The organism is Streptomyces sp. NPDC042364 (assembly GCF_056437585.1).
In genome coordinates this window covers 74,675-89,885 of the sequence record NZ_JBWKAJ010000020.1, presented here as the reverse complement: position 1 = coordinate 89,885, position 15,211 = coordinate 74,675, and the positions used below count along the sequence as shown (strand labels likewise).

Below are 15,211 nucleotides of genomic sequence, written 5' to 3'. Positions count from 1 at the left end.
CGCGGCGTGCACCGGCCGCGGGGGGCGGGAGCGACGGGATCACAGGGGCGTCGACTCCGACGGCGCGAAGGGCGCCCCGTGTCCGGGGACTATCAGGGACGGGCCGAGAGCCAGGACCTTCTCCCTGGCAGCCCGCAGCTGATCGCGGTCGGGGGCGAACGGGTCGTCGGCCGGTCCCTCGGCGGTCCACCACAGATGGGTCAGGACCACGAGGCCCTCCTCCGCGGTCACCAGGGTGCTGACGTCCTCGGAGGTGTGTCCCGGCGTGGTCATCAGGGTGATCGACGGGGAGAGCCGGTATCCGTCGGCGTTCCGGTCCTCCCAGACGTCGTTCCGGTAGACGGCCATGTGGTCGTGGAAGCGGGCCTCGGGGAACAGGGCGGCGTTCAGCGTGTGGTCCGGGTGGTGGTGACTGAAGATCACATCGGTGACGTCCTGGGGTGCCAGGCCGTGCTCCCGGAGCGGGTCCAGGATCAGCCGGCGGTCGGCGACCATGCCGGGATCGACGACGGCGACGGTCGCGCCGTCGACGAGCAGGGTGACGGTGCCCGCCACGCGGGTGTCCGCGTAGCCGGTGGTCAGGACGTGGAACGAGGCGGTCATGACGGTACTCCTCCGGTGAGGCCTGAGATGGTGGCGATACGGTCGTGTGCGTGCGGGACTGTGGCATCCGGGTCCTGGCCGGCGGACGTGCGGGACGCGGGTGTGCGGGGCTCGGGTGTGCGGGGCTCGGGTGGGCTGGGCTCGGGTGGGCTGGGCTCGGGTGGGCTGGGCTCGGGTGGGCTGGGCTCGGGTGGGCTCGGGTCTGCGGGACGCGGGTGCGGGGAGTCTCCGCTTTCCGGTCACGCGGGCAGGAGCGCCCGGAAGCCGGTGATCAGGGCGCGCAGACCGGCGTCGAAGGCGAGTTCGGCGCGGCGGTGGTCGTCCGGGGTGTGGTCGAGTACGGCGACGAGGTGCGGGGCGGTGTCCCGGGGCACGTCGGAAGCCGGCTGCGGCGGGGCCACGAGGTCGAGCGCCGAGCCGAGGACGAAGCTCTCCATCGCGTTGATCAGGGGCATGACCTGACTCATGCCGAAGCCGGCGGTCAGCAGGAGTTCCGCGACCTTCTCGTACATCGCGTACAGGAAGGGCTCGGCGAGCGGGGCGGTGGCGAGCAGCGGCACGGCCCCGGCATGCCCGGCGAAGGCCCTGCGGTAGGAGCGGGCCCAGTCCTCCAGCGCCTGCTCCCAGGGCTGAGCCGGGTCCCAGTCGTCGGGGCTGGTCTCCAGGGCCAGTTCCTCCCGCATGAGCGAGATGATCTCGTCCCGGCCGGACACATGGTGGTAGAGCGCCGAGGGAGCCACGCCGAGTTCCCTGGCCAGCGCGGGGATGGTGAGGGCTCCCTTTTCGTCGGCGAGTCTCAGCGCGGCGGAGCCGATGCGCCGGCGGTCCAGCAGAGGCGTGCGCGGCCTGGGCACATGGGCTCCTTTTCGTCCGTCTCCCCGCTCGTGCGGGCGGCAACGCCCCCTCGCACACGGCCATCCGAACTTTACCGAATGACTTTCAGTAAAACTCTTCCCGATGGGTCCGAGCGGCCCCTAAATTACCGAAACCGAATCGGTTTCAGTTCCCCTCCCGTCCACACCGCGAGACGCTACGAGCACGGCATCGCCACCGCAGGCCCGCCGCCGGAGCAGCAACCCACCCGTCGACCCTCACGCAGCGCGCGGAGACCCCCATGACCGACCCCCACACCTTCACCGCTCCTCCACCTCCCCCGGCGGGCTCCGGGGCGGAACCGAGCGGCCATCTGCAGCGGGCCGCGCTCGGCGTCAGCGACATCGTCTTCTTCGTCGTGGCGGCCGCCGCGCCGCTCACCGTGATGGCGGGTATCGCTCCCCTCGCCATCCTCTTCGGCGGCATCGGGGCCCCGGTCGCCTATCTGACCGTCGGCGTCGTGCTGTGCCTGTTCGCGGTCGGCTTCACCGCGATGACCCCTCACATCCGCAACGCGGGAGCCTTCTACTCGTATGTCGCCCGGGGCCTCGGCCGTCCCGCCGGGCTGGGAGCGGCGCTCCTCGCGGTGTTCTCCTACAACGCGCTGCAGATCGGCACCTACGGGGCGTTCGGCTTCTTCGCCGCGGGAACCGCGAACGACCTCCTGGGCGTCGACCTGCCCTGGCCCGTCTACGCCTTCGCGGCGATCGCCGTGGTGTGGTTCCTCGGCTTCCGTTCCATCCACGTCGGCGCCAAGGTCCTCGCCGCCCTGCTGATCGCGGAGACCGCGATCCTGGTGCTGCTGGCCGGCGCGATCCTGCTCAAGGGCGGCGCGGACGGCCTGAGCACGGCCTCCTTCGCCCCCTCCAACGTCCTCACGTCGAAGATGAGCGCACCGCTCGGCCTCGCCGTCGCCGCCTTCATCGGGTTCGAGGCCACCGCCCTCTACCGTGAGGAGGCCCGCGACGCCGACCGCAGCGTGCCCCGCGCCACGTACCTCGCCGTGGGCTTCCTCGGCCTCTTCTACACCTTCGTCGTCTGGGTCATCGTCCAGGCGTTCGGCGACGACAAGGCCGTGGGGACCGCGGCGCGGAACCCGGCCGACATGTTCTTCACCGCGATGACCCGCTACGTCGGCGACTGGGCCACCGACCTCCAACGCGTCCTGATCGTCAGCAGCCTCCTGGCGTCCCTGCTCGCCTTCCACAACGCCATCACCCGCTACGGCTACGCCCTGTCCGTGGAGGGCGCCGCCCCCGCCCCGCTGGGCCGCGTCCACCCCCGGCACGGTTCTCCCTGGGTCTCCGGCATCGCGCAGACCGTGCTCGCGGCCGTCGTCACCGCCGTCTTCGCGGTGATCGGCGCGCACCCGTACAACGAGTTCCTGCTGTGGGTGAACACCCCCGGCGTGGTGGGCATCCTCGCGCTCCAGACCCTGGCGGCCTGTTCGGTGGTCGTCTTCTTCCGCCGCAACCCGGGCGCCGCCGGGGCCGGACGTCTGCGCACGGCCGCAGCGCCCGCCACCGCCGCGCTCCTGCTGGCCGTGATCACCGGGCTGGTCTGCACCCGCCTCAACCTGTTCACCGGCGCGTCCCCCGCCGTCAACTGGACGCTCGTGGCGCTCACCCCCGTCGTCTTCGCGACCGGCGCGGTGCTCGCGACGCGGATCCGCCGCAGGCGGCCGGAGGTCTACGCGAAGCTCGCCACCACCGACGTCGAGTCCGTGTGAGCCCTGGGGCAAGCACCGTCGCGGACCGGTCCGCCGCGAGGAGGGCCGCGAAGCGCTTCGGCCGGGGCACCCCCCGGTCCGGGCTTGCCGGGACGGACCCGGGCGGCCGAACGAGATCCAGGCCACCGCACCGGACGAGCGGAGCGCCGACAGACGGCACCGTCTCCGTTGCACCACGAATCCCGGGAGGATTCATCCCATCACTCCCTGCACGCATGAGGCTCACAAGCAGGGTATGGACAGGAGATGCGGGTGACCCCTTAGATTCATCCCATGTCCAAACGAGATCGCCGTGGCCTCACCAGGGCGGACGGCCCCCTCGGCCGTAGAACGTTCCTCGCCACCGCCGCCCTGACGACGGGGACCGCCGCCCTGCCCGGCGGTCTGTTCTCCGGCCGTGCGCACGCGGCCGTCCCACCGCAGATCACGCTGCCCGAGCGGGGCATCTACGACACCTCCCCCGCCGCCGCCTGGACCGACGGCTTCCTCACGGGCAACGGCGAGCACGGGGCGGTGCTGTACGGCGCGCCCGCCCTGGAGAAGGTGGTCCTCAACCACCACAGGCTGGTGCTGCCGAACGGGACCCGGGACGTGAGGCCGCCGGTGATCGCCGGCCGGCTGGAAGGCGCACGCGACAAGGCCCTCGCGGGCGACTACGCCGGGGCCAACCGGGACTTCGCCGCGGGCTGGGCCCTGCGCTGGACGCAGTCGTACCACCCGGCGTACGAACTGCGCATCGGCACGCCGGGCACGACGACGGTCCGCGACTACGGGCGGGTCACCGACTTCCGCACCGGGGAGGTGAGTTCGAGCTGGACCGACCAGCACGGCACCTGGACCCGACGGGCGTTCGTCTCACGCGCCGACGATGTGATCGTCCACGAGCTGACACCGGCCCCCGGCCGTACGGTCGACACGACACTGAGCGTCCACACCGCGCTCGACGGGCTGCCCGCGGGCCTGGGCTTCACCACACGCGCCACCGTCGCCCAGGGCTCCGGATACCTGAATCTGCGCGGCACCTATCCTTCGGGCCAGGGCGCGTACGGCTATGAGGGCGTCACCCGGGTCGTCGCCTCGGGTGCCGGCGCCGCGGTCACCGCCGTCGGCCCCACGATCGTGGTGGCCAAGGCGACCAGGGTGCTGCTGCTGACGAAGCTGGGCCGCTACGAGTCGTCCACCGGATGGGACCCGGAGCCGCTGCACACCCGGCTGGCCGCGCTCGGCACGGACTACGCGGCCCTGCGTGCGCGGCACACGGCCCTGCACACCGACCTCTACGACCGCTCCCGCCTCGACCTGGACGTCCCGGCCGCCGACCGACGGCTCTCCGTCAGCGAACTGATCGCTCGTCAGAACGCCGACCGCCGCGTCGTCGACACGGCGCTGCTCGAGCGGCTGTACGACTCGGGCCGCTACTTCTTCCTCAGCTCCAGCGGCACTCTGCCACCCCGCCTCACGGGGATCTGGGCGGGATCGTGGGGCGCCGCCTGGGCCGACGACTTCACCACCGACGCCAACGTCAACCTCCAGGTCGCCGGCGGCAACATCCTCGACCTCACCGAGGCGATGCGGGGCTACTTCGACCTGATCCTCGGGCAGCTCGACGACTGGCGGACCAACGCGAGGAACCTCTACGGAGCCCGCGGCTTCCTCGCCCCTTCCCGCACCGACGGCGAGTACGGCCACATGCTCCACTTCGACGGCGGCGACTTCCCGGGCCACACCTGGACCGGCGGCGCCGACTGGCTGCTGTACCCGCTGCTGGAGTACTGCGAGGTCACCGGCGACCAGGCGTTCCTGCGGGACCGACTCGGGCCCGCGCTGATGGAACTGGCCCTGTTCTACGAGGACTTCCTCACCCGTACCGACGCGAACGGCAGGGCGGTCTTCGTGCCGTCCTTCTCCATGGAGAACTCCCCCGCCAACACCGGCGTCTGCTTCTCGGTCAACGCCACCGGCGACATCATGGCCGGCCGGCACGCGCTGCGGGCCGCGATCGCCGCCGCCGACGCCCTCGGCGTCGAACAGGGCGCCGGCCAGGGCGTCGCGCGCTGGACGGCGCTGCTCGCGAAGATCCCGGACTACACCGTCAACGGCGACGGGGCACTGGCCGAATGGTCCTGGCCGGGCCTCACCGACCGCTACAACCACCGGCACGTCCAGCACCTCTACGGTGCCTGGCCGCTGCACGAGATCAACCCGGAGGAGGAGCCCGCGCTGGTCCGCCCGGCGAAACGGGCCCTCGAACTGCGCGGCGACCAGAACGTCTCCGCCCACGGCAGCCTCCACCGGGCCCTGGCCGGGGCCCGGTTGAAAGACGGCGGACAGGTCTACGGCAACCTGCGGAAGATCCTCGGCAACAACATGGTCTTCAGGTCGCTGATGACCTCCCACAACCCCGATCTCGACATCTACAACGCGGACGCGGCCAACGCCATCCCCGGAGTGCTGGCCGAGGCTCTGCTCTACAGCCGCCCCGGAGTGCTGGAGATCCTGCCCGCCCTTCCCGACCAGTTGCCCAAGGGCACGATCACCGGGGTCCGGGCCCGTGGCCGCATCCGGATCCACAGCCTGGCATGGGACCTGGGCGCACGGACCGCCAGGCTGTCCGTCACCTCCGCCGTCGACCAGGACGTCACCCTGATCAGCCGTCGCGGCATGACCACCGTGTCCACCACGGCGACCGTCGCACCGTCGTCCCTCGGCACACATGCCAGGAAGGTGTCGCTGGCCGCCGGGCAGCGCACGGAGATCACCGTGTCCCTGCTCAGCGGCTACTTCCGGCTGGTCAACCGGCGCAGCGGCCATGTGCTCGACGTTCCCGGAGCGAGCACCGCCGACGGCGCCGGGATCATCCAGTGGGGCTGGTCAGGCGCCGTCAACCAGCAGTGGCGGCTGCTGCCCGAGGCCGACGGCTCCTTCCGCCTGGCCGCCCGCCACAGCGGCCACCTGCTGGACAGCCCCGGCGGCTCGGGCCAGGGCGCCCGGCTGATCCAGTGGCGGGACGTCGGCAGCGACAACCAGCACTGGAGGCTCGTCGACGCGGACGACGGCCATCACCGGCTGGTCAACATCCGCAACGGCTGGTGCGTGGACGTCGACGGCGCCTCGACCGAGGCGGGTGCCCATGTCGTCCAACGGCCCGTCGGCACGGGCACCGGCCAGGAGTGGCGGCTCGTCGCGCTGTGACGGCCGACCACCAGCCCGGCGGCGGGCGCGCACAGCCATGCACGGCCCGCACCCGGGCGGGACCCGACCGGCGCCGGACGCTCGCACCGCGTCCGGTGCCGGCCTGTCGATGTCAGCGGATCACCTGCGGCAAGCCCGGGTGATCAGGGAGCGGTCGTCGAACGGAACTGGGTGAAGAAGTTCCAGATCTCGCCCGGCAGCCAGGTCCTGGAGCCGCTGTCACCACCACGGCCGTCCTGCGGCGCGGCGATGTGCCCTTCGTCGAAGGCGGCCCAGGCGACCGGGTAACCGGCCGCGCATCCCGAGTAGGTGGTGACCCGGTGCTGCAGGCTGCCCTGCGGCGGCTCAGCGGGGTTCTGGGCGGCGCAGCCGTTGTTCCGGACGAACCTGTCCCGCATCGCCCGCCCGCCGGCGATGTTCAGGACGCTGTCCCTGAGGCCGTGCACGCCGAGGTAGGCGATGCGCTGACCGCCGCCGCTGCATCCGCTGAGCACGCCGCCGCTCTGCACCGCGACCGCGCGGAAGACATGGGCGCGGGAGCACGCGAGCGAGTAGGACATGGCACCGCCGTAGCTGAAGCCCAGGGCGAAACGCTGCGTGGTCTCGACGCACAGGGCCGCCTCGATCCGCCTGAGCATGTCGTCGACGAAGGTCACGTCCTCGCCGCCGGAGTTCGCCCAGCCGTTGTTGAGGCCCTGCGGCGCGACGAAGATCGTGCTGTTGTTCGCCAGTCGCTGGAGGCCGTAGAAGGCCCACGTGCCCGTCTCCACGGTGCGGCCCGTGGCGACGTCGTTGGAGGTGCCGCCCAGCCAGTGGAAACCGAGGACCAGCCGGTAGGCGCGGTTGCGGTCGTAGCCGTCCGGAACCCGCAGGATGAAGTTCCGGTTCTTTCCGCCGCTCTGGATCGTGTGCGTGCCGCTGGCCAGGGCGGGCGCCTTGCCGCACCCGGCGCTCGCGGCGGCGGCTCGGGCGGGGCCGGCCGCCGGGTCGGAGGCCGCGAGCGCGGCGCCCCCGCCGGGGCCGCCGGCCAGGGCCGTGCCCGCCATGGTCAGGACGAGCAGGACCGCGACCAGGGCGGGCCGTAAGAGGATCTTTGTCCTGGTGATCATGCGACTTCCTTTGTCTTGATTACGGCTGTGCGGAGCAGCGGGCCGATGCGGGTGCCGCGCGCATGGGGACGTGCCGGGCCACGGGATCGGACTGAATGTCGTGCACCTGACATCACCAAGACGGGCGCAAGATTCGGCCTTGTTCGCGATCGAAGTACATCGGTCGCTGGGTGGTAGTCCCGGAGCATAGAGAGGCGACCGAACATGTCAACACCTCTCGACTTACACCTCGCGCGTTCACAGCGACCGAATTCGGCCCCACGATGAAGCGAAATATTTCGACGTCAATGTCGAATCATGCGAGAGGTATTGACTCGGTTCATCGTCCTCCTATCATCCAGAGTGCTCGATGAGTCGACTGGTGTCCGAAATGACGAACGGGATTGACCTCCCCGACCGACGCACACCGCGAGAAGAGACAGCGCACCCCCCACGCACAGCGCATCGATCCGGCAGCAGCCCTCCGCCGCCCCGCTCACGGCGGTCGCCCGCCGCCGCCCGCAACGGCCCGGCCACCCAAGGAGACCGAGATGGATATGTCATGCCCTCGTCACCCAATGAGCCGTCGTCGAGCGCTGACCACGGCCGCGGGCCTGGCGTCGGGTGCGTTCCTCCCCGTGCTCGGAGCGTCCCCCGGCGTCGCCGCCGAAGGACCCGAGGGCGCGGCGGCGGACTTCGCCAACCCGGTCGTCTGGCAGGACTTCGCGGACATCGACGTCATCCGCGTCGGCGGCACGTACTACGCCTCGGCCTCGACGATGCACTACTCGCCGGGCGCCCCCGTACTGCGCTCGTACGACCTGGTGAACTGGGAGATCGCCGGGCACTCGGTGCCGAGCCTCGACTTCGGCGCCAAGTACGACCTGAACGGTGGCCGCGGATACGTCCGGGGCATCTGGGCGTCGTCGCTGGCCCACCGGCCGAGCAACGGAACCTTCTACTGGCTGGGCCAGATCGACTTCGCCAGGACGTACATCTACACCGCCACCGCAGTCGAGGGACCGTGGAGCAGGCTCACCACGATCGGCACGCCGTACTACGACGCCGGGCTGCTCGTGGACACCGACGACACCCTGTACGTGGCGTACGGGAACACCACGATCAGCGTGGCGCAGCTCTCGCCCGACGGCCGCACCCAGGTCCGTAGCCAGCAGGTGTTCACGACACCGTCGAGCGTGGGCACTCTGGAGGGCGCCCGCTTCTACAAGATCAACGGGCAGTACTACATCTTTCTGACCCGCCCCGCGAACGGCCAGTACATCCTGAAGTCGTCGAGCGGTCCCTTCGGTCCGTACACCATGCGGCAGGTCCTGCTCGATCTGCGCGGGCCCATCCCCGGCGGGGGCGTCCCGCACCAGGGCGGGCTGGTGCGGACGCAGAACGGCGCCTGGTACTACCTGGCGTTCGTGGACGCCTACCCGGGCGGCAGGGTGCCGGCGCTGGCGCCGGTCACCTGGACCTCGGACGGCTGGCCCGTGGTGCAGTTGGTGAACGGCGCCTGGGGCGCCTCGTATCCCGCCCCCGTGGTGCCCGCTCCGCCCCGCCAGGTCACCCCGATGATCGGTGTGGACACCTTCGACGGGACGACCCTCAAGCCGAAGTGGGAGTGGAACCACAACCCCGACAACACCAAGTGGTCGGTGAACAACGGCCTGACCCTGCGCACGGCGACGGTCACCAACGACCTCTACTGGGCCCGCAACACCCTCACGCACCGCATCCAGGGTCCGACCTCCACCGCCACGATCCAGCTCGACCACTCGGCGATGCGCGACGGCGACCGGGCCGGACTCGCGCTGCTGCGGGACTCCTCCGCGTGGATCGGTCTCAAGCGGGACGGCGGCGTGACCCGGCTCGTGATGGTGGACGGGCTGACGATGGACGGCAGTTGGAACACCACCGGGACGGGCGTGGAGCGGGCGAGCGCGAACGCGCCCGGCGGTCGCGTCTGGCTGCGGGCGAACGCCGACATCCGTCCCGGAGCGCCCCGGCCCGCCACCTTCTCCTACAGCACCGACGGCGTCACCTTCACCCGCCTCGGGCCCGCCTTCTCCATGGGCAACGACTGGCGCTTCTTCATGGGCTACCGGTTCGCCCTCTTCAACCACGCCACCCAGGCTCTGGGCGGCTCGGTCCGCGTCGCACGGTTCGAACTGTCCACGCCGTGAGGCCACCGCACCCGCACCAGCACCAGCACCAGCACCAGCACCAGCACCAGCACCAGCACCAGCACCAGCACCAGCAGGACCATCACCCGCATGACCATCACCCGCACCCGACCGTACGAGGAGAACGATGAACCCGTCGAAACGGCTCGGCCGACGCCGCGCGTCGGTACTGGGCCTGGCAGCCGTCGTGGCCCTGGTGACACCCGGCATCGCGAACGGCGCGGACCGCGCCCCGGACGCGCCGGACGCGCCGAGGGCGAGCACACTGGGCGCCCAAGCGGCCCAGTCCGGACGGTACTTCGGAACAGCCGTGGCCGCGGGAAGGCTCGGTGACGGCCAGTACACCGGCATCCTGGACCGCGAGTTCAACCAGGTCACCCCCGAGAACGAGATGAAGTGGGACGCGACCGAGCGCAACCGCGGCCAGTTCACCTTCGGCTCCGCCGACCAGATCGTGAACCGTGCGGCGTCCCGAGGCCAGAAGGTCCGCGGCCACACGCTGGTGTGGCACTCCCAGCTCCCCGGCTGGGTCAACTCCATCAGGGACGCGAACACGCTGCGCAGCGTGATGAACAACCACATCACCACCGTGGCGGGCCGCTACAAGGGCCGCATCCACTCGTGGGACGTGGTCAACGAGGCCTTCGCGGACGGCGGCAGCGGTCAGATGCGCAGCTCCGTCTTCCGGGACGTGCTGGGCACCGGCTTCATCGAGGAGGCGTTCCGCACCGCCCGGGCCGCCGACCCGTCGGCCAAGCTCTGCTACAACGACTACAACATCGAGGACTGGAACGCCGCCAAGACGCAGGGCGTCTACCGCATGGTCCGCGACTTCAAGGCGCGCGGCGTACCCATCGACTGCGTGGGTCTCCAGGCCCACTTCGGCGCCGGCGGCCCTCCCGGCAGCTTCCAGACCACGCTGTCCAGCTTCGCCGCTCTCGGGGTGGACGTGCAGATCACCGAGCTGGACATCGCGCAGGCCCCGCCGAACGCGTACGCCAACACGGTCAGGGCCTGTCTGAACGTGGCGCGCTGCACCGGCATCACGGTGTGGGGCATCCGTGACAGCGACTCCTGGCGCAGCGGGGAGAACCCGCTGCTGTTCGACCGCGGTGGCAACAAGAAGCAGGCCTACGCGTCGACGCTCAGCACCATGGGCGGCACACCCACCGCATAGCGGGCCGACGCCGCTGCGCAGCGGACCGGCTCCCTGTGCGGCGGCCAGGCGGTCGCAGTGCCCGTACCAGGTGCCGGGGCACGAACCCCGGCGCGAGCGCCGACCGCACCCGGCTCCCCCGGGGCGGCTCGGCCTCCTCACCCGGACGAGCCCGAACCGCCGCCCTCCCGCCCCCGGGCCCCCGGCTCACCGCGCCGGGGGCCTGTCCGTCCTGGAGCCCGTGGCACAGGTGAGAGGCCACGCGGCGAGCAGGGATCTGCAGTACGGGACTCGATGCCGAACGGTGTTCACTTCCTCGGTGCGAGGTGGTGGCGTACCCACGGCACCGCCGCCGTGACCAGCGACACGGCTCCCGCCATCAGCACCCAGAACCACACGTGACCCGCGAAGACCTCGAACGCGGAGGCATTCGCCAGGGTGTCGGAACACGACCCCGACACGCGCATGTTGTACCCGTCGCTGTCCGGGTTCCTCGAGCACCAGCCGACCTCGGAGCCCGCCGCCTGCAGCAGGAATCCCAGCAGGACCGCGCTCAGACCGCCCAGCCCAAGCCACTCTGGCCGAGGCATCGAGACCACGGGCAGGGTCACGCACATCGCGGACATGCTCCGGTGTTCCCCGCTGGGCGGGCCCTCCGTCCGCGAGGGCGCCCGACGGCGCTGCTCCTCGGCCCGCAGCGCACGTTCCTCGGCCCTCTGTCGCTCCCGCTCGGCCTCAGTGCGCCAACGCTGCACCGCCCCCAAGGGCGACAGCCGACGCACACCCGCCTGATCGTGCCCTGCCTGCCGGGCGTGCGCCCGTACCGCGGCGGCCGTCGTCACCCCCTCGGTCTGTACCACAGGCCGGCCACATGCCTCACATGTCCACTCCACCCGTGCGCCCCCTCGTCCATGCCGTGGCCATGGCCGTCCTCCGCGAACGCCACGGTACGGCCCCGCCCGCCGCCGCGGTCGCCCTCCCCCTCAGCCGTCCCACTATCATCGACGTCACCCTGGGAATGAGGAACAGGTCGGGCGCGTCGTGGACCTGACTCCGGAGTCGGAAGGGGTGGGCGTTGTCTCTGACGGACAGGGCCATCGAGCAGATCCGTGAGCTGATCCGCACCGGTGCGCTGCCGCCGGGCTCGAAGCTGCCGCCGGAACCGGAGCTGGCGGCCCAGCTGGGCCTGTCCCGCAACCTGGCGCGCGAGGCCGTCAAGGCGCTCGCCGTCGCCCGTGTCCTGGAGGTGCGCCGGGGCGACGGCACCTATGTGACCAGCCTGCAGCCGAGCCTGCTGCTCGAAGGTCTCGGTGGCGCGGTGGAGCTGCTCCAGGGCGACTCGGTGGCGCTGCTGGACCTGATGGAGGTGCGCCGGCTCCTCGAACCGGTCGCCACCTCGCTCGCCGCCACCAGGATCACCGACGAACAGTTGGCGGAGGTGAAGCGGCATCTGGACGCGATGCGCGCGGCACGCGACGACGTCGAACGGCTGAACGCGCACGACGCGGCGTTCCACCGCGCCGTCGTCGCCGCCACGGGCAACGAAACGCTGCTCACCCTGCTGGAGGGCATCTCGGGCCGTACGCTGCGCGCCCGTATCTGGCGCGGTCTGGTCGACGACCAGGCCGCGGGGCGCACCCTCGCCGAACACCAGGCGATCTTCGACGCCCTGTCGGCCCGGGACGCCGTCCTCAGCAACGCCGCCGCCCTGATGCACGTGAACCACACCGAACAGTGGCTGCGCGACCATCTGTCGGACACCGCATCACTGTCACCGGAGGACGGCCCGCCGCCGCCCCCGACCGACGGCTGACAGCGGCGCCGCACTCGGGCTCCTCCCGAACGCTCCTCGGGCCGAGGGCGAGTCGGCTGCGGTCGGCCTGTCGTTGACCACTCAATGATCGAGTGGATTCCGGCCAAAGACTTGATATGCCCCTGACATAAGCAGCTCACGTCTGTCACTCTGTGCCCACTCCGTCTCACAACGGAGCACGCGCACCCGCATCGCAGCTCTTCCTGCACCACCCGGTGCCCCATCCGCGCGCCGGGTCCTTCGTACGGCCGCTCGACCACGTCGGCCGCAGCAAAGGAGTTCGCGTGAGATCCACCCCCCACAGACGTACAACGGCCATGGCCACCCTCGTCGTCGCGGCAGCGATGCTCGCGGTGGCGGTACCAGGCGCAAGTGCTCGCGACGACGGCGGCGAAGGCACCGCCCGTCCCGCGGCCGCGAAGCCCGACCGCGGATCGCTCCCCGCGAAACTGACTCCCGCTCAGCGCGAGACCCTCATCCGGAAGGCCGACAAGGCCACCGACAGCACCGCCGACCGCCTCGACCTGGGCGGCAAGGAGGAGCTGCGGGTCCGGGACGTCGTCAAGGACGCCGACGGCACCGTGCACACCCGCTACGAGCGCACCTACGCCGGTCTCCCCGTCCTCGGCGGCGATCTGATCGTCCACGCGTCGAAGTCCGGCGCGGTCGAGAGCGTGACCCGGTCCTACAAGCCCCGGCTGAAGGTCTCGGACCTCAGCGCCGAGGTCAGCAGGGCCGCGGCGGAGAAGCAGGCGCTCAAGGCGGCCAAGGAAGAGGGGTCCGCCAAGACCGAGGCGGACAGCGTCCGCAAGGTCGTCTGGGCCGCGAAGGGCACGCCGACCCTCGCCTACGAGACCGTCGTGAGCGGCTTCCAGCACGACGACACCCCGAGCGAGCTGCACGTCATCACCGACGCGCAGACCGGCAAGAAGCTGTTCGAGTACGAGGGCGTGCACACCGGCACGGGCAACACCCGCTACAGCGGCACGGTCACCCTCGGCACCAGCCAGTCGGGCTCGTCGTACACACTGACCGACGCCGACCGGGGCAACCACCGCACGTACAACCTGAACCGCGGCTCCTCCGGCACCGGCACCCTGTTCAGCGGCTCCGACGACATCTGGGGCGACGGAACCACCGGCAACCTGGAGACGGCGGGCGCGGACGCGCACTACGGCGCGGCGCTGACCTGGGACTACTACAAGAACGTGCACGGCAGGAACGGGCTGCGCAACGACGGTGTCGCCCCGTACAGCCGGGTCCACTACGGCAACAACTACGTCAACGCGTTCTGGCAGGACGCCTGCTTCTGCATGACGTACGGCGACGGGTCGGGCAACGCCAACCCGCTCACCTCGATCGACGTGGCCGCGCACGAGATGACGCACGGCCTCACCTCGGTCACCGCCAATCTCAACTACAGCGGTGAGTCCGGCGGGTTGAACGAGGCGACCTCCGACATCTTCGCCGCCGCCGTCGAGTTCGCCGCCGGCAACCCCGAGGACGTCGGGGACTACCTGGTCGGCGAGAAGATCGACATCAATGGCGACGGCACGCCGCTGCGCTACATGGACAAGCCCAGCAAGGACGGCGCCTCGCGCGACTACTGGTCGTCCTCGCTCGGCTCCGTCGACGTCCACTACTCCTCCGGTCCGGCCAACCACTGGTTCTACCTGGCCTCCGAGGGCAGCGGCGCCAAGGTCGTCAACGGGGTGTCCTACGACTCCCCGACGTACGACAACCTGCCGGTGACGCCGATCGGCCGCGAGGCCGCCGAGAAGATCTGGTTCCGGGCGCTCACCACGTACATGACGTCCACGACCAACTACGCGGGCGCCCGCACCGCCACTCTCCAGGCCGCCGCCGACCTGTACGGGCTCGGCTCGGTGACCTACAACAACACCGCCAATGCCTGGGCCGCGATCAACGTCGGCTCCCGGATCCTCGACGGTGTGACCGTCGTTCCGCCGGCGGCCCAGTACTCCCTGGTCGGCCAGGCCGTCACGCTGGACGTCCAGGCGTCCTCCACCAACGCCGGCGCCCTGTCGTACGCGGCCACCGGTCTGCCCGACGGGCTGTCCGTCGACGCCGCCGACGGCCGGATCTCGGGCACCCCGACCACGGCCGGTACCTGGACGCCGACGGTCACGGTGACGGACGCGGCCGGCGAGACCGGTACGGCGAGCTTCGCCTGGCGGGTGGACGAGGAGGGCAACCAGTCGGTCTTCGAGAACACCGCCGACTACCAGATCCCCGACAACTCCACCGTCGAGTCCCCGATCAACGTCAACCGGGCGGGGGCCGCGTCCAACCCGCTCACCGTGGACGTGAACATCGTCCACACCTGGCGCGGTGACCTGGTCATCGACCTCGTCGCCCCGGACGGCACCGCCTACCGGCTGAAGAACTCCTCGTCGTCCGACTCGGCCGACGACGTGATCGCGATGTACACGGTGGACGCGTCCTCCGAGACCGCCGCGGGCACCTGGAAGCTGCGCGTCCAGGACGTGGCCAGCCTCGACACCGGTTACATCAACAGCTGGAAGCTGACCTTCTGACGAGGCGTCA

Annotated in this window: 8 protein-coding genes and 2 pseudogenes; 6 read left to right on the top strand and 4 right to left on the bottom strand. The window is 70.9% G+C overall.

The genetic code is table 11. From position 1 onward, the window contains the following. Positions 1-39: 39 nt before the first annotated feature. Both AC067N_RS30870 and AC067N_RS30865 read right to left on the bottom strand, forming a co-directional pair. Positions 40-603 (bottom strand): MBL fold metallo-hydrolase, encoded by a 564-nt coding sequence (locus AC067N_RS30870; protein ID WP_478682187.1) that lies wholly within the window; start codon positions 601-603, stop codon positions 40-42. A 239-nt stretch (positions 604-842) separates the two neighbouring features. Next, entirely contained in the window at positions 843-1,457 is a 615-nt protein-coding gene (locus AC067N_RS30865; RefSeq protein WP_478682186.1) for a TetR/AcrR family transcriptional regulator C-terminal domain-containing protein, read from the bottom strand. Between the two features lie 260 nt (positions 1,458-1,717). On the opposite strand from AC067N_RS30865, the gene AC067N_RS30860 reads away from it, so the two are divergent. Continuing rightward, entirely contained in the window at positions 1,718-3,205 is a 1,488-nt protein-coding gene (locus AC067N_RS30860) for an APC family permease (protein WP_478682185.1), read from the top strand. A gap of 273 nt (positions 3,206-3,478) precedes the next feature. Next, positions 3,479-6,397: a glycosyl hydrolase family 95 catalytic domain-containing protein gene (locus AC067N_RS30855; protein ID WP_478682184.1), complete on the top strand. Its 2,919-nt coding sequence runs from the start codon at positions 3,479-3,481 to the stop codon at positions 6,395-6,397. A gap of 146 nt (positions 6,398-6,543) precedes the next feature. Here the strand turns inward: AC067N_RS30855 and AC067N_RS30850 are convergent. Then, positions 6,544-7,443, bottom strand: a pseudogene (locus AC067N_RS30850) (CE1 family esterase); the annotation flags it as partial. A 620-nt stretch (positions 7,444-8,063) separates the two neighbouring features. Between AC067N_RS30850 and AC067N_RS30845 the strand changes: the two are divergent. Further along, positions 8,064-9,674 carry a glycoside hydrolase family 43 protein gene (locus tag AC067N_RS30845; RefSeq protein WP_478682183.1) on the top strand — a complete coding sequence of 537 codons (1,611 nt, stop codon included), beginning with the start codon at positions 8,064-8,066 and terminating at the stop codon, positions 9,672-9,674. A 127-nt stretch (positions 9,675-9,801) separates the two neighbouring features. After that, positions 9,802-10,848, top strand: a pseudogene (locus AC067N_RS30840) (glycoside hydrolase family 10 protein); the annotation flags it as partial. 290 nt (positions 10,849-11,138) lie between these two features. Here the strand turns inward: AC067N_RS30840 and AC067N_RS30835 are convergent. Then, on the bottom strand, positions 11,139-11,456 hold the full coding sequence (locus AC067N_RS30835) for a hypothetical protein (RefSeq protein WP_478682182.1): 318 nt from the start codon (positions 11,454-11,456) through the stop codon (positions 11,139-11,141). A 449-nt stretch (positions 11,457-11,905) separates the two neighbouring features. Here AC067N_RS30835 and AC067N_RS30830 point away from each other — a divergent pair, with 449 nt between their 5' ends. Then, on the top strand, positions 11,906-12,643 hold the full coding sequence (locus AC067N_RS30830; RefSeq protein WP_478682181.1) for a FadR/GntR family transcriptional regulator: 738 nt from the start codon (positions 11,906-11,908) through the stop codon (positions 12,641-12,643). 284 nt (positions 12,644-12,927) lie between these two features. Beyond that, positions 12,928-15,201 carry a M4 family metallopeptidase gene (locus AC067N_RS30825; protein ID WP_478682180.1) on the top strand — a complete coding sequence of 758 codons (2,274 nt, stop codon included), beginning with the start codon at positions 12,928-12,930 and terminating at the stop codon, positions 15,199-15,201. Positions 15,202-15,211: the final 10 nt, after the last annotated feature.

What these genes read in the sequence shown, in the direction of transcription:
- AC067N_RS30870 (WP_478682187.1), bottom strand. Translation starts at nt 603, where the DNA reads ATGACCGCCTCGTTCCACGTCCTGACCACCGGCTACGCGGACACCCGC.
- AC067N_RS30860 (WP_478682185.1), top strand. Translation starts at nt 1,718, where the DNA reads ATGACCGACCCCCACACCTTCACCGCTCCTCCACCTCCCCCGGCGGGC.
- AC067N_RS30855 (WP_478682184.1), top strand. Translation starts at nt 3,479, where the DNA reads ATGTCCAAACGAGATCGCCGTGGCCTCACCAGGGCGGACGGCCCCCTC.
- AC067N_RS30845 (WP_478682183.1), top strand. Translation starts at nt 8,064, where the DNA reads ATGAGCCGTCGTCGAGCGCTGACCACGGCCGCGGGCCTGGCGTCGGGT.
- AC067N_RS30835 (WP_478682182.1), bottom strand. Translation starts at nt 11,456, where the DNA reads ATGTCCGCGATGTGCGTGACCCTGCCCGTGGTCTCGATGCCTCGGCCA.